Genomic DNA, 15,216 nt, shown 5'->3' with positions numbered 1-15,216 from the left:
GTGCTCTCGGCGGCATGATCAAGCCCATCTAAAATATCAGCGGGCCTGCTGCAGCTTCTGGACGAGATCGGTGGTGCGGGTGAACATCACCCTGTAGCCGTTCTCGATGAGGTCCAGCCCGATCGCCGAGGCGAGATGGCTCTTGCCCGTGCCGGGCGGATTGGGCTCATAATGCCCGTTATCAGGATGGCGGGGCAAAGAAGTTGGTCCGCTACGCCTTTCATCCGCGTGCGGGCGCGGAGATTTTCGTCACGGGTCGCCAGCGTTATTGCGGCGAGCCGGCTTATGTGGGGCGACAACCGGATGGCAGCCTGGCGCTGATTCCGATCTGGATGACAGAAGAGATCGCCCTGACGATGGCGGTTCGCGAGGCGCCCCGTTTTCCTCTTTCATGCCTGCGCGACCTGCGCCACGAGATCGATGCATGTCTACGCTTCCTGCAGAGCGACTCACGCCAGCCAGGAGACGACCATGCAGCGCAGGCAATGCCGAACCGACCAGCCAGACCTGTTTGCCACGAAGGCTCCGCCATCGAATCTTCCAGGCGAAGTCCGGGGACGCACCCTCCCGCTGATCGAGACCTTGCTGAGGGAAGCGGTGGTGAGCCAGAGGGGACGGGAGGCAGATCATGAAGATCACCGCTGAACATCTCGCGCGTGGCGCCTATGTCTATGTCCGGCAGTCGACGGCCGATCAACTCGTCAACAATCCCGAGAGCTGGCGACGCCAATATGGCCTTGCCGAGCGAGCGCGGTCCCTTGGCTGGAAAGACGCCATCGTCATCGATGAAGATCTCGGTCGTTCAGGGTCTGGCATCAGCCGTCCGGGCTTTGAGAAGCTTCTGGCGGCGATCTGCGAAGGTCGGGTTGGTGCGGTCCTCGCCATTGAAGCCTCCCGGCTGGCCCGCAACGGCCGTGACTGGCATACACTCATCGAGTTTTGCGGCCTTGTCGGAACGCTCATCATCGATGAGGACGGCATCTACGAACCGCGTCATCCCAACGACAGGTTGCTGCTCGGCATGAAGGGCACGATGAGCGAACTGGAACTTTCGATCCTGCGGGCCCGCTCGATCGAAGCCCTGAAGCAGAAGGCACGACGGGGCGAACTTTTCCTGACGGTGGCGATCGGCTACGTCAAGTCGGGCCGGAACCGGATCGAGAAAGACCCGGACCTGCGGATCCGCGAGGCGATCGATCTTGTATTCCGGCGTTTCGACGAACTGCAGAGCATCCGGCAGGTACATCTGTGGCTGCGCAGCGAGGGCATTATGCTCCCTGCCGTAAATTACACGCGCGCGGCGGACAGGGCGATCGTCTGGAAGCTGCCCGTCTACAATACGGTGCACCACATTCTCACCAACCCGATCTACGCCGGCGCCTATGCGTTCGGGCGAACCTGCAGCAAAGTCACCACGGCGCTCAAGCGCAAGATCAATCCGACCCGGGTACCTATCGAGCAGAAGGAGAGCATGCGCTGGCTCGACAATCTGCGCCTGTCCACCGAACTGACGGGCGCGCCGGAGCGCTGCGTGCATGTCGGCGACCGCGAGAGCGACATCTACGAACTCTACTGCCTGGCCGAGGAACTCGGAACCAACTTTCTGGTCCGGAGTTGTGTTGACCGCCTGGCGGAGGATGGCGGCACGACCATCGCCAAGGTCATGGCGCAGGTGCAGTCCAGCGGCACCCACGAGGTGCGGTTCCGGGATTCGCAGGGCAAGGACCATTGCGCCGTGCTGTCGGTCCGGAATGCTACAATGACGGTCCGCCCGCCGATCGGAAAGCAGCGGAAATACCGGCATCAGGAGCTTCAGATCATCCATGCCGAGGAACTCGACCCGCCGGAGGACAGGACGCCTATTCTCTGGAAGCTGATCACAAACCTGCCGGTGGCGACCCACGCAGACGCTGTACACAAGCTCGAATGGTACGCCCTGCGCTGGAAGATTGAGACCTTCTTCCGAACCCTCAAAACCGGGTGTCGGATCGAGGAGTTGCGCTTGGCCACGGCTGATCGCCTGGCCAACTGCATCGCGTTGTGCTGCGTCGTGTCATGGCGCGTGTCATGGCTGGCAATGCTCAGCCGCGATGCACCGGCGGCGGACCCTGCCGCCGTTTTCACGGAGGATGAGCGCCATCTGCTCGACCAGGCGACGCCAGACAGGAAGCGCCAGGCTCCGCGCAACCTCCAATTCTATGTCAGGGCGGTCGCGCGTCTCGGCGGCTATCTCGACCGCGCTTCCGACGCACCGCCGGGGACGACGGTTATATGGCGGGGATTCTCCCGACTCGCCGACCTCGTTGAAGGAGCCCGTCTCGCAAAGCCCCGAGCGGACACTTGTGGGTAACTGCAAGCCGGTGAAGGCCGTCTGCGCCGATTGTGCAAATGGTCGTAAGGCAGTGCCGATCGTGGCCAACTGGAGGCTTTCGTCTATTCCTCGTGCAATCAGCCGTGACGATGTAACTCGGTTGCTCGCCAGCATTGATCGCCAGACATCCATGACGCCGCGACTATGCCATGATCCTCATGCTGGCTCGGCTGTAAGCGGCAAGGGAACCCCGTGGGTTAGAGCGGGTTGCGACTAACCCGATTCAGGATTCCGCCGGAGCGTGATGTATGCTTCCCTACCTGCGTAGCAGATATGGGGGTTTTGTATGGGCAGGCCACATCCCATGGCGCTTCGCGAGCGGGTTGTTGCCTGCGTCGAGGAGGGATACTCGCACCGGGCGACGGCGGCGCGGTTCCAGGTTTCGGTGAAGTTCGTCAATGACATGATCATTCTGAAGCGTGAGACTGGTGGGCTTGCGCCCCGAGCGCAGGGCAACGGTGGCGGCCACGGCAAGCTCGAGGTCGTGAAAGCCGCCATCGGCAAGCGGATGATCGAGAAACCCGACCTTACCCTGAACGACTTGGTTACAGAACTGGCGGAACGCCACGGCATCACCATCCATCGCGTCTCGGTCTGGCGGCTGCTGCGCGGCCTTGGCCTGACACACAAAAAAAGATCTTCAAGCCGTCGAGCAGAAGCGGCCCGAGGTTCGCGAGGCGCGCCGGATATGGGTAACGCGGCGCCAGCCCTTCATGCGTAACCTGTTGCCGCGCTTGGGGTTTATTGACGAAACCGCGCTGAAAACCAACATGGCCAAGACCACCGGCTGGGCGCCGAAGGGGGCACGGCTGATTGACCACGCCCCCTTCGGCCACTGGAACACCCAGACCTTCATCGCCGCCCTGCGCCATGATCGGCTGGATGCGCCTTGGGTGATCGACGGGGCGATGAACCGCGAGATGTTCGATCTCTACGTAAAGACCCAGTTGGTACCGACCCTACAACCTGGTGACGTGATCATCCTCGACAATCTGTCTTCGCACAAAAGCCCAAAGGCGGCCGAGACGATGCGAGAGGTGGGCGCATGGTTCCTGTTCTTGCCCCCATATTCACCCGACCTGAACCCGATTGAAATGGCCTTTGCAAAGCTCAAAGCCTTGATCCGCCGAGCCGCCGCACGGACATACGACGCGCTATGGCAAGCCGTCGGGCATGTCTGCGAACTCTTCTCCGAAGAAGAATGTTACAACTTCTTCAAGGCAGCAGGGTATGAAACCGATTAAGCGCAACCCGCTCTAAAGGCGCTTGGGACCTGGGGTAGGTCTTGGTCATTGAACAGATGACCGGGGTTTCATGTCTACGACTGGTTCTACGCCTATGCCTGCGACTGGTAGCTTGCAGTTGGTCGAGGCGGTGGTCGAGCGTTTTGAGGGTGCGCAATGTCGCCAGTGCCAAGGCTCGCCGGAGACGGCCAACGAAGGTAGTCGGCCTGAGCGGCTTGATCCTGCGCTCGGGGTCGCCGTGAAGCGCCAGATCGAGCATCGCACGCACAGGTTCACCAAACTCAACCCCCAGCGCCTCACGAAACCTCTGCCGCAAGCCAGGTGGCGACATCGCAAACTTCTTCTCGGCCTCCGTAACGGCCCAGTCCCAAGAGAGTCCCGAGATGTCATGCTGCCGCTCTGAAAAGCGCATTGAGTCTTGAAGACAATCGCTTCCGCATCGCTGCATCGCGATCCTGCAAGCTATGATCGACGCCGACACTTGCAACCATCTTTACTTGCTCGAGGCGCAAGTTGTGATCAGATCCTGCCCCCGCAACCAAATTCCCATAAGACTTTCAAGACTTTAATCGGCCTCCTTCGGGAGGCCGTAGTCGTTTTTACACCTAGCACAACGCTAGCACAGAACCGGCCCCCCAGTTTGACGCGTCCTTTCGCGCGTGATTCCCTGTTCCTACATCGAACGCGAAAACAAGTTGGAGGGAGCTTATGGCGAGCCATGAAATCCTCGGGGGAAAGGTCAATGTCTACCGGCGCGGGGGCCTCACTTGGCATTGCTCCGCGTCCGTAAAAGGCCGCCAGTATCGTGCCAGCACCAAGGAAACGGGACTTGAGCAGGCCAAGGCGTTTGCCGAGGACTGGTATCTTGGGCTTCGCGGCAAGTCGGCGGCGGGGATTTTGAAGAACGAGACCATCTTTGCGGAAGCCGCCAAGAGATTCGAGCGGGAATATGCTGCCATCACCGTGGGGGAGCGCAGTCCGAAGTGGGTAGAGGGTCATAGCATTCGCCTACGGCTTCATCTCGTGCCGTTCTTTGGCAAGATGGGGGTATCGGAAATCAATGCCGGTACGGTTCAGGATTACCGCGTGCATCGCATCGCCACATCCACCACGGGACGGGCTCCGGCGCGCAGCACGCTTCACGATGAAGTCGGCACGTTGCGGCAGGTCTTGAAAACGGCCATCCGGCACAAGTGGCTCCAGCATCTTCCCGACCTCTCGCCGCCGTACAAGACGCAGGGGAAGATTGTTCACCGGCCTTGGTTCAGCCCTGCCGAATACAAGCAGCTTTATGAGGCCACGCGTCAGAATGCGAAGGAGCCGAAGAACCCGCACTTCCGTTGGGAAGCGGAGCAGTTGCATGACTTCGTGCTGTTCATGGCGAATACCGGCCTGCGGCCCGACGAGGCCAAGCAGTTGCAGCATCGGGACGTGTCGATCGTCGTGGACGCCGACACGCGCGAGCGCATTCTTGAGATTGAGGTATGGGGTAAGCGGGGTATCGGCTGGTGCAAGTCAATGGTCGGTGCGGTGAAGCCTTATGAACGGCTGCGTGACCGACTGAGGCCGGTTCGTGGTGATAAGGACAAGGAAGGGGAGGGCGTGAAGCCCAAACCCACAGACCCTGTGTTCCCGTCCAGCTATCTCAAGATGTTCAACAACCTGCTGGACGACCAGAACCTCAAGCTGGATCGGGACGGGAAGCCTCGCACAGCATACAGCCTACGTCATACCTATATCTGCTTGCGGCTCATGGAGGGGGCGGACGTTTATGCCATTGCCAAGAACTGCCGCACCAGCGTCGAAATGATTGAGAAGTTTTATGCCGCGCACATCAAGACGACCCTTGATGCGTCGGCCATCAATTCCCGCAAGCCGAAAATGGCCAGTCGCGGGCGAAGGGTTCCGAAGGGGGCGGGAGCGCCGTCTTATCGTGAACATCGAGGCCCTACGGCCCGATAAGACGCCCGAAGGGGCGTCAGCACGAACCGCTTGCCGGTTCGCAAGCACCCGCTTGGCGGGTGCTCAAGAAGGGTTTAGCCCTTCTCTATCCGGCTACGGGGTTCGCCCCGTTGCCGGAGTTCATTGACCAACAGAAAGTCCCCGCTCATGGAGCGAACCTTGACGAACCAGAGTGGTTCACCCATAATTATAGTGAACCAAGGAAAGTTAGACCTTATGGCCGCATTCACCGTGCGCGTTTCGGAAGAGACCGCAAATAAGCTGGAGCAGATTGCTGAAAAGCTCGACCGCTCCCGTTCCTACATGGCCGCACAGGCCATCGAGGACTTCGTTGAGCAGCAGGAGTGGCAGCTTGCCGAAATCGAAGCGGGATTGGCCGAGGCTGACCGTGGCGAGTTCGCCAGCGACGAGGACGTTGCCAAGGTTGTCGGCAAATACGTCAAGTCCGCCCGCCAGTCATGAGCCGCAAGCGCATTCGCTGGACGCTTCGGGCGCTGCGGCGGCTCGACGATATCGGCGCGTATATCGAGCAGGATAATCCCGATGCGGCGGCGCGCGTCGTTGCGCGCATCGTAACTGCCGTGGACATGCTCGCAGAGCTGCCGGCGACGGGGCGTGCAGGCCGTATCAAAGGCACCCGTGAAGTGGTGTTGGCGGATATCCCTTACATCATTCCGTACCGCGTTGGGCGCGACATCGAAATCATTACCGTTATGCATGCCCACCAGAAATGGCCGAAGGCCCTATAACCGCGCGAAGCGCGGTTCGCGGCGATTTTTTTAAAGCGGTATCGTGATCCGGGCGCGGCTCTCGATCGTGATGCTGAACTCGCGGCACGCGTTCATGGCAGGCTGGAAGCGGCACTCGACCGGGCCGCCGCGATCCTCAGGAGGCGCAGGCCGGCCTTCTATGCCCTCGCCAAGGCGCTGTTCGATGCACAGGCGATGGATGAAAAGGCGGTGATGCATATACTGAAAGACGATGATCTGCCGCCCTGAAGCTGATAGTCATGCGGCCGATGAGGAGAAGCCGAGTGCAGGATGAGTGTCGCAGTCGTAGCTCATCGCGATTGGAGCATGGACCACAAGAAGCGCAGGATGACCGTCGCCGACACTGATAGCGTATTCAGTCTCCAGTGGGTCGGACGTGCAATCCATAAAGAAGTTCACCCATAAGAGATGTCGGTGCAGGCGATCATACCGTTCACGCACGAGCGACCATCGGCGATTGACGGCTGGAGTAGAGTTTGGTTCTCCAACGCTGCTCGAGACTTTGCCATTGACGAAGAGACACGCCTCGCCAGGGCCATTTATCGCGTTTGCCCACGCGATGCTGAACACGATGTCGAAACCAACGTGGGCGGCGCGCGAGCCTCTTCACCTGTCAAGCAGCGCGCTAAGTGGCTCTGGCAGCGTTGCTACCGGCGCTGACACGCTCCTTGATATCGCTATCGGGATTCAACGGCTAGAACCCACCCAAAAGCTGGAAATTCGACTGCCCCGGAGGGTCCAATACGGATGCACCGGGGCAATGATTTGCTCTTTATACCGCGACCGCTAAGCGCTTGACGTCGCGTCACGCAGCCTGTTTTGCCTTGAGCGTACCGGCCTCGACCACGGCCGAGACGAGGACGCCGGCGACCAGGGCCCAGAAAGGCGCGCTGATACCGAGAAGCGAAACGTTTGACATTGCGACTGCAAGCGCCACGAAAGCGCCGGTCTGATTGCCGAGCGACTTGCCGAAAGCGTTCTGGAAGGCGGACAGGAGCACGCCGATCATCGCAAGGCCGGCGACGGTTCCGATGAGGGCCGACGGTAGGCTGAGCACGATCGGAACAGCGGCGCCGGCGAGGAGGCCGAAGGCGGCGAAGAGTACGCCGTTGACGACCGTTGCGACATAGCGCCCCTCCTTGTTCTCGCCGGCCTGTTCGGACGAGCATATGGCTGTCATCGGGCCGGCGATATTGGCATTGTGGCCGCCGAGGAAGCCGGCCGCAACGCCGCCGATGCCGGAAATGATCGTCATCGCATTGACTGGCGGCCGGTAGCCCTCGGCCATGAGCACACCGGTCGCCTGCGCGTTTTCGGCGCCGATCACGAGAAGGGCGAGCGGGATGGCGATCGCGAAGAAGGCATCGATGGAGAACACCGGCATCGTGAATTCAGGCGCGGCGAAGGCGATGTTTGCTGCTCCGCCTCCGACCGCACCGGTCGCGAGCGCCGCGACAAGACCGGCGACGAGAGCGGCCAGCACTGGCGGGATGGTCCTCGTCAGCCGCATAGAGACGAAGAAGGCGAGGATCGCGGCGCCGGCGATCAGAGGTGCCGTGCCGAGCGCAGTCACAGCGCCTGTCGCAAACCGGATCAAGGCGCCGGCGATCATAGCCATGACAATCGGCATCGGCAGCCAACGCATCACCTTGCCGATGAGCCCGGTGACGCCAAGCAGCAGGACAAGCAGGCCCGCCAGGATGAATGCGCCGACGGCTTCGTTGAACGGAATGGTCGCAAGCGAGCCGGCGACGAGGGCAGCACCCGGGATCGAATAGGCGCCGTTGATCGGCTGCTTGTAGTAGAGCGCAAGCAGCAGGCTGATGAGCCCGCCGAGCACGTAGATCGCAAAGAGCCAGGCCACAGTCTGCCCGTTGGTCAGATGGCCCGCCTCGGCCGCGCCGATAACGATGAGAGCCGGGCCGGAGCAGCCGAAGATAGCGGCGACGAGACCGGCGCTCATCGTCTTGATGCCGAGGTGTTTCGGCAGGTCGCGCAGACCCGACGCAAGGCCGGGTCCCCGTTCGACAAGGCGTTTTTGCTGTGTCGTCTGCTGTATGGTGTCCATTCTCTATCCTCCCAAAGCGAATCCGAGGCCGCTCCCTCCTCGTGGAAAATGAAGCCGGGTTCCCGCCCGACCGATGGTTTAGCGTCCGACGAAGGCCGGCGGGCGCTTTTCGTGGAAAGCGAGCACACCTTCGCGGAAATCCTCCGATGTCCGAAGCCGGCTGTAGCAGTGGCCCTCGAGTTCGATAGCCGTCGAAAGCAGCGCGTCCTCCGTGTCGTTCAGGAGCTTCTTCGCAGTGCGCTGGGCAAGCGGCGAAAGGCCGATCAGTTCCTCGACGAGCGCATCGACGGCCTTTTCAAGATCGGCATCCCCGACGATCTCTGAGGCGATGCCCCAGTTGTAGGCCTCCTGGCCGGTGATCCGCTTCGAACGCATCACGATGTTCTTGGTGCGGGTGACGCCCACCATCTTCTGCAGGCGGGCCGATCCGCCGGAGCCGGGGATCTGGCCGAGTTTCTGCTCGGGCAGCGCGTAGCGCGTTGTATCCGTCGCGATGCGGAAGTCGCAGGCGAGCGACAGTTCGAAGCCGACGCCGAAGCAATAGCCGCGGTTGGCAGCGATCACCGGCTTGGAGCAACGGGCCGGTGCGGCGATGTTCCAGGCGAGGTGCGAGACGTGCTCCGGGCTCGCCTCCAGGAAGCCCTTGATGTTGCCGCCGGACGAGAAGTGCTCGCCCTTGCCGGCAACGACGATGATGCGCACGCGATCGTCCTCGTCGAGGGCCTCGAAGACGAGGCGCAACTGGTCGCGCGCCAGCATGGAGACGACGTTGTAGGGCGGACGATCGAGCGTAATGTCGGCGCGCTGGCAGGTCGTATCGATCGTGACGGTGAATCCGTCGAGTTCGACGAGGCGCGGGTCCTGGAATGCGGCTTGTTCGGTCATGGATTTTCCTTTCGTTGGTCTGGCGGCGTTCTGGCCGCTCACTGATGTTCGGGAATGCGTTCTTCGGTGTACTCACCGGCCACCAGAAGGCGGCGCAGCAGCTTGCCGACAGGAGATTTCGGGATAGCCTCGACGAAGACGAAGCGGCGCGGCCGGCGGAAATTGGCAAGGCCGGAATCGCGGCAATGGTGGTCGAGCTCCTCAGCCGTAACAGTGCCGCGCCGCTTGACGAAGGCGACGACGATCTTGCCCCAACGCTCGTCTGGCAGGCCGACGACGGCGACTTCGGCGACGCCCTCATGCAGCGACAGACAGCTTTCGACCTCGACCGGCGAAACGTTCTCGCCGCCGGTGATGATCATGTCGTCAGCCCGCCCGGTGACGAAGAGATCGCCATCCTGGTCGACGAAGCCGGTGTCGCCGGTGAAGTACCAGCCGCGGTGCAGCGCCTTGGCATCCGCGTCGGGCCGGTTCCAGTAGCCCTCGAAGGCCTCGTCGCTCTTCATCAGCGCGATGATCTCGCCTTCCTCGCCGACGGCCGCTCCCTCGCCCGGGTTGCGGCTGCCCAGTTTGACGACACGGATCATCTGGTTGATGCCGGCGCGGCCGGCGGAGCCGGGCTTGCCCGCCGCCTTCTGCTCGATCGTGAAGGTGTAGATTTCCGACGAGCCGTAATGATTGACGAAGAGTTCGGGCTCGAAAGTCTGATCAAGTCTTTTCAGCAGCCCGTCGGTCATCGAAGCGCCGGCATAACCGAGCTTGCGGACGGAAGCGACGCGCTCGGGCGAAAAGGCCTCGTGATGCACGAGATCGTGGTAGAGCGTCGGCACCAGATAGAGGTTGGTGATCTTCTCGCGCTCGATGAGATCGAGCGCCTTTGCCACTTCGAAGCGCGGCAGGCAGACGAAGGTCCCGCCGATCAGCGCGGAAGCGATCAGCGAACGCACGCCCATCGTGTGATACAGAGGCATGACGCCAAGTGTGCGCTCGCCATGCCGGTAGAGGTTCTGCGCGACGTGGGCCAGGGCGCCGGCGCGCTCGGCCCGATGCCGTCGAGGTACGCCCTTCGGCTTCGACGTCGTGCCAGATGTATAGAGCATCAGCGACCAGTCCGCAGCGTCCGCCAGGGGCACCGCATCGCGGGCGCTGCTATCCATTATGCCGGCGAGCGCATCGGCGGAGAATTGCGGCAGGTCGCGCGCGAGGCGCGACAGGCGCACGGTCTCTTCCGTTGCGACCTCGTAGAACACGGCCCTTGCGCCGGCATCCGCGATGCCGAAGTCGATTTCGTCGGTCTTGGCCCGCCAGTTGAGCGGCGTGACGATCAGGCCGAGGAATTGGCAGGCCCAATGCAGCGACGCGTTCTCCCAGCGGTTCTGCATGGCGGTGAGCACATGGTCGCCCCGCTTCAGGCCGGTCTCGTCGAGAGCTGCGGCAAGCGCCGAAACCTTGCCGTACCAGTCGCGATAGCTCAATCGCACCTCCCCGTCGACGATCGCGAGCCGGTCCGGGTCGCGCTCGACGCTTGCGAGGAAACTCGTTCCAAGATCAAACATTCGGTTTCTCCTCCTTCCGTTGTTCCTCAGCGGCGGCGAGCGCCGCCTCGACGATGGTCGCGTAGCCCGTGCACCGGCAGAGATGGCCGGAGAGCTGCTCGCGAATCTCTTCCCGGCCCGCGTCGGGACGCTCACGCAAAAGGACGTCGAGCGACATCAGGATGCCGGGCGTGCAGAAGCCGCATTGCAGGCCGTGGTGGCGGCGAAAGGCCGCCTGAAGCGGGGAGAGCTCGGCCGGGTCGGGCGAAAGCGCTTCCACGGTCCTCACATCGCTGCCGCGCACCTGCTGGGCGAGTGTCAGGCAGGCGCGGGCCGGCTTTCCGTCGATCTGCACGGTACAGGCCCCGCAGACGCCGTGCTCGCAGCCGACATGGGTCCCGGTCAGTCCGATCTCGTGGCGAAGCAGGTCCGAGAGCAGCATGCGATTTTCGGCCTCTGCGCGGACCGTTCGGCCATTGAGGGTGAAGTCGACCGGGTGCTTCCGGGCAGCATTCATGCGCGGCATCGGCTTGCCTCCTTCAGGGTCTCGCGGCCAAGGCTGCGGACCAGTTCGCGCCGGTAGCGCGCGCTTGCGTGAATGTCGTCGCGGGCGTTAAGCGACCAGGCGATGTCGTTGATGGCATCGTCGAACTGGTCGTCGTCGAGCGCCGGCAGCGGGAAGACGCGGGGCCGGTCGTCGACGCCGGCAATGCCGAGGCGCAAGCCCCTGTCATCGGCGACGGCGGCGCAGGCGACGATGGCGAAATCGCCATGCCGGCGGCCGACCTCTCGAAAGGCATAACCGCTGCCGTGCCGGGCCTTCGGGAAATGCACGGCTTCGATCATCTCGCCCTCGGTGAGGTCGGTGGCCATCATGCCGATGAAGAAGTCGTCTGCCTTGACCACACGCTTCTGCTTGCGGCTGCGCAGGCTGACCGCGCTGCCGAGCGTCACCAGGGACAGCGGCAGCTCCGCGCTCGGGTCAGCATGGGCGATCGAGCCGCAGACTGTGCCGCGAGCCCGCGTCTGCACATGCCCGAGCCACGGGAAGGCGGCGGCCAGAAGCGGCAGGTCGCGCAAAAGGCTGGGCCAAGCTTCCAATTCCGCCTGCCGCACGCCCGCCCCGACGACGATTTCGTCGCCGGATGTCTCGATCCGGCGCAGCGCTTCAAGCCGCATGATGTCGACGAGCAGGGCAGGGCGGGCGAGCCGCATGTTCAGCATCGGTACCAGCGACTGTCCGCCGGCGATCACGCGCGCTTCGCCGCCGCCCTCGGCGAGCGCGGCCAGCGCTTCCTCGATCGTTTCCGGACAGAGGAAATCGAAGGATGCGGGTTTCATCGGCGCCCCCCGAAGAGTTTGAAAAGCCGCTGGATGAAGCCGGTGGCGGCGCTGGGAGGCGCGCCGCCGCCGGCATGACGGGCGAGCGCCTGGAAGAACTGGCCGATCACCACGCGCGCCGCGCCGTCGAGTAGGCGTCCGCCGACCGAGGCGACCTTGCCGCCGATCGCCGCCTCGTAGCGATAGTCGATGCGGGTGCCGGTGGCGGTTTCGGTCAGCGTGACGCGGCCCGTGCCGCGGCCGGAGCCGAGTGCGCCTTCCGTGCCGCCGGAGAGCGTAACGGCCTCCGGCTCGACCATGTCGGACAGACGGATGTCGGCGCGGTAGCGGCCCTTGACCGGCCCGATGCCGAGTGTGACCTCGGCGCGGAAATGCGTGTCGGAGACCTTCCGGACCTCGTGCGCACCGGGGATGATCGCCTTCAGCGTGTTCGGGTCGAGCAGCATCGCCCACACCGAAGCGCGGGTGGCGGTGACCTCAGCCGAGCCTGAACCGGTCAGCATCCGCTCACCCGAGGCCCCGGTGGCGACCGGGGTCGGATCTCGCGGCTTCGACGGCGGTCGCTCCTCGCCATAGAGCCATTCGCTGACCCGGCTTGGCGACAGTGGCAGCCGGATGTCCTCGACGCCGAGCGCATCGGCGACGGCGTTGGCGATACAGACGGGCGTCGACATGCAATTGCCCTCGCCGACGCCCTTGGCGCCGAGCGGTGTGAAAGGGGACGGCGTCTCGTGATGGAGGATCAGCGGCTCCGGTGTCTCCATGACGGTCGGGATCAGGTAGTCGGCGAGCGTTCCAGTCAGGAAGCTACCGTCGCCGCCATAGGCATACTCCTCGTAAAGCGTAGCGCCGACTGCCTGGGCGAAGCCGCCGCGCACCTGGCCATCGACCATGCCGGGATGCAGGATGCGGCCGCAGTCGTGCATCGTCACGTAGCGGTCGATACGCACCTGGCCGGTCTTCCGGTCAATTTCCACGCCGCAGAAGTCAAAGATGAAGCCGTGACAGAGTGACGAGTTGATGCCGTCCGCCGCTGTCGGCGCCTGCAGCTCGTCCGGCGTCCAGAAGACCGTCTCGCGGATCGTCTGGCCTGTACCCTCCGGCAGGGTGCCTGGTGCCCAGTGGCTTGCCGCCGCGACGCGCCCGAAGGAGACGGCATTGTCTGGATTGTCGCGATCGAGGAGCTTGCCGGCCCTGAAGTCCACGCGGTCAGGCGTGATGTTGAGCTGGCGAGCGGCGATCGTTGCAAGTCGGGCCCGGATGCGGTCGGTCGCAAGTGCTGCAGCGCCCGCGACGGCGGGAGCGAAGCGGCTTGCATAATTGCCGGACGCGATCGACCAGGCGTCGCGCGCCGTGTCGAGTTCCGTGTTGACGCGCACCGTCTCCATGGCAAGCCCGAGCCGCTCGGCAACCACCTGTGCCAGGACGGTGCGGTGACCCTGGCCCTGTGGCACGGAAGCCACCTTTACGCTGACGGAACCGAGCGGATCGATGGCCACCGTCGCGACGGCCTGGGCGCCGTTCTTCGGCCCCGCCTTTGCCCGCTCCTCCGGCGTCAGCACGGTCGTGATGTAACCCATGTTGGACACGCTCGGCTCGACCACCGCCGCATAGCCGATGCCGTAGAGCCGGCCTTCGGCGCGGGCTGCGTCCCGTTGCCGCAGCAGCGCCTTAAGGCCGCCTTCCGTTACGGCGCGATCAAGCGCGGTCCTGTAGTCGCCGGAATCGAGCAGCCCACCGGTCGCCGTACGGTAGGGAAAGGCGTCCACCGGTACGAGGTTGCGGCGAATGACGTCGAGCGGGTCAAGAAGTAGTTCGTCGGCGATCTTGTGCACTAGCCGTTCAAGCGCGAAATAGATCTGCGGTCCGCCGAAGCCACGGTTCAGCCCGGTCGGCGTCTTGTTGGTGAGCACGACACGGTTTCGAATGGCGACGTTTTCGATCGCATAGGCGCCGGTCATGTTGCCGTGCATTCGGTAGAGTGTCGCCGGCTCCGGAGCGCGCAGATGGGCGCCGCAGTCTTCCAGTTGATCCCAGCAAAGCGCGGTGATGCGGCCGTCGGCGGCAACGGCGGCTTCCAGCGTCGTGACGCGGTTGGTCGCCGAGACGGATGCCGTCAGGTGTTCGAGCCGGTCCTCGATCCATTTTACCGGCCGTGCGGAGACGCGGGCGGCGACGGCGGCGAGAATGACATAGGGAAACACGCCCTGCTTGATGCCGAAGGAGCCGCCGGAATCGGGCGGCGTGCGCAGCCGCATACGGTTGCCGGGCACGTTCAGGGCGCGGGAAATCACCGCATGGATCGAGAACGGACCCTGAAAATTTGCCGTGACGTCATAGGCGTCCTCGCCTGGATCGTATTCCGCGATGACGCCGTAGGTTTCGATCGGCGTGCAGGAATTGCGCGGATAGGCGATGCGGATGGAAACGCGGTGGGCGGCCGCCGCGAGCGCTGCTTCCGGGTCGCCATAGCGAAAACCGCGCTCGTTGATAAGGTTGGTGCCGAGCGACGGATGCAGCACTGGTGCGTCCGCCGCTACTGCCTTCTCAGGATCGACGACGGCGGCCAGCGTCTCATAGTCGACCTCGATCAGGTCGAGCGCGTCTTCGGCGACATAGCGGTTTTCGGCGACGACAAGCGCAACGGGCTCCCCGACATAGCGCACCCGATCGCGGGCAATCGGCCAGCATTCGACATTGGCCTTTACTCCCACCGTCATGCTGCGGGTGAGCCTCGCCACGTCCGCGCCGGTCATGACGGCAAAGACGCCGGGCAGCGCGCGGGCGGCATTCGTATCGATCGCCCTGATCTCGGCATGGCCATGCGGCGAGCGCAGGATCGCCAGATGCGCGGTGTCGCGCCGGACGGGCAGGTCGTCGATGTAGCGGCCGCGGCCGGTCAAAAGTCCGGCATCCTCGACACGTTCGACGGTCCGGCCGATCAGGCCTCCCGTCGTTTCCAATCTCGTCATTCGCTCCTCCCGCACCCGTTGGTGAAGGGTGCCGTGGAACCAAGAGTGGAGAAGGGGTCGCGATCGGG

At 63.4% G+C, this 15,216-nt stretch carries 12 protein-coding genes and 1 pseudogene; 6 read left to right on the top strand and 7 right to left on the bottom strand.

What is annotated here, in order from left to right; all coding sequences use genetic code 11:
- Nucleotides 1-39 precede the first annotated feature (39 nt).
- Nucleotides 40-159, bottom strand: a pseudogene (locus K0P03_RS25355) (ATP-binding protein); the annotation flags it as partial.
- A gap of 469 nt (nucleotides 160-628) precedes the next feature.
- Here K0P03_RS25355 and K0P03_RS25350 point away from each other — a divergent pair.
- The 6 genes from K0P03_RS25350 (at nucleotide 629) to K0P03_RS25325 (ending at nucleotide 6,326) form a co-directional block, all read left to right on the top strand.
- Nucleotides 629-2,350, top strand: a complete 1,722-nt coding sequence (locus K0P03_RS25350) for an IS4 family transposase (protein WP_272790954.1) — start codon at nucleotides 629-631, stop codon at nucleotides 2,348-2,350.
- A 325-nt stretch (nucleotides 2,351-2,675) separates the two neighbouring features.
- Nucleotides 2,676-3,092 (top strand): helix-turn-helix domain-containing protein, encoded by a 417-nt coding sequence (locus K0P03_RS25345; protein WP_272790953.1) that lies wholly within the window; start codon nucleotides 2,676-2,678, stop codon nucleotides 3,090-3,092.
- On the top strand, nucleotides 3,085-3,615 hold the full coding sequence (locus K0P03_RS25340; protein ID WP_272790952.1) for an IS630 family transposase: 531 nt from the start codon (nucleotides 3,085-3,087) through the stop codon (nucleotides 3,613-3,615). Before K0P03_RS25345 ends, K0P03_RS25340 begins: the two co-directional genes overlap by 8 nt.
- A gap of 708 nt (nucleotides 3,616-4,323) precedes the next feature.
- On the top strand, nucleotides 4,324-5,577 hold the full coding sequence (locus K0P03_RS25335; RefSeq protein ID WP_272790951.1) for a tyrosine-type recombinase/integrase: 1,254 nt from the start codon (nucleotides 4,324-4,326) through the stop codon (nucleotides 5,575-5,577).
- A 216-nt stretch (nucleotides 5,578-5,793) separates the two neighbouring features.
- The gene (locus K0P03_RS25330) at nucleotides 5,794-6,039 is read left to right on the top strand and encodes a CopG family ribbon-helix-helix protein (RefSeq protein WP_272790950.1); all 246 of its coding nucleotides are present in this window, start codon (nucleotides 5,794-5,796) and stop codon (nucleotides 6,037-6,039) included.
- Nucleotides 6,036-6,326 (top strand): type II toxin-antitoxin system RelE/ParE family toxin, encoded by a 291-nt coding sequence (locus tag K0P03_RS25325; protein WP_272790949.1) that lies wholly within the window; start codon nucleotides 6,036-6,038, stop codon nucleotides 6,324-6,326. Before K0P03_RS25330 ends, K0P03_RS25325 begins: the two co-directional genes overlap by 4 nt.
- 826 nt (nucleotides 6,327-7,152) lie before the next feature.
- Here K0P03_RS25325 and K0P03_RS25320 read toward each other — a convergent pair.
- The 6 genes from K0P03_RS25320 to K0P03_RS25295 form a co-directional block, all read right to left on the bottom strand.
- Nucleotides 7,153-8,415: a benzoate/H(+) symporter BenE family transporter gene (locus K0P03_RS25320; RefSeq protein WP_272790948.1), complete on the bottom strand. Its 1,263-nt coding sequence runs from the start codon at nucleotides 8,413-8,415 to the stop codon at nucleotides 7,153-7,155.
- A 78-nt stretch (nucleotides 8,416-8,493) separates the two neighbouring features.
- Nucleotides 8,494-9,300 carry an enoyl-CoA hydratase/isomerase family protein gene (locus K0P03_RS25315; protein ID WP_272790947.1) on the bottom strand — a complete coding sequence of 269 codons (807 nt, stop codon included), beginning with the start codon at nucleotides 9,298-9,300 and terminating at the stop codon, nucleotides 8,494-8,496.
- 38 nt (nucleotides 9,301-9,338) lie between these two features.
- Complete coding sequence (locus K0P03_RS25310; RefSeq protein WP_272790946.1) at nucleotides 9,339-10,856, bottom strand: AMP-binding protein; 1,518 nt, start codon at nucleotides 10,854-10,856, stop codon at nucleotides 9,339-9,341.
- Nucleotides 10,849-11,361, bottom strand: coding sequence for a (2Fe-2S)-binding protein (locus K0P03_RS25305; protein ID WP_272790945.1), 513 nt, complete (start codon nucleotides 11,359-11,361; stop codon nucleotides 10,849-10,851). Before K0P03_RS25305 ends, K0P03_RS25310 begins: the two co-directional genes overlap by 8 nt.
- Nucleotides 11,349-12,176, bottom strand: a complete 828-nt coding sequence (locus K0P03_RS25300) for an FAD binding domain-containing protein (protein WP_272790944.1) — start codon at nucleotides 12,174-12,176, stop codon at nucleotides 11,349-11,351. The genes K0P03_RS25305 and K0P03_RS25300 overlap by 13 nt, the downstream gene beginning before the upstream one ends.
- Nucleotides 12,173-15,148 (bottom strand): xanthine dehydrogenase family protein molybdopterin-binding subunit, encoded by a 2,976-nt coding sequence (locus K0P03_RS25295; RefSeq protein ID WP_272790943.1) that lies wholly within the window; start codon nucleotides 15,146-15,148, stop codon nucleotides 12,173-12,175. The genes K0P03_RS25300 and K0P03_RS25295 overlap by 4 nt, the downstream gene beginning before the upstream one ends.
- Between the last annotated feature and the right edge of the window lie 68 nt (nucleotides 15,149-15,216).

The sequence above is a fragment of the Shinella sp. HY16 genome, assembly GCF_028534175.1.
Lineage (GTDB): Bacteria > Pseudomonadota > Alphaproteobacteria > Rhizobiales > Rhizobiaceae > Shinella.
The sequence above is the reverse complement of the archived record's forward strand: the minus strand, read 5'-3'. Positions and strand labels throughout refer to the sequence as shown.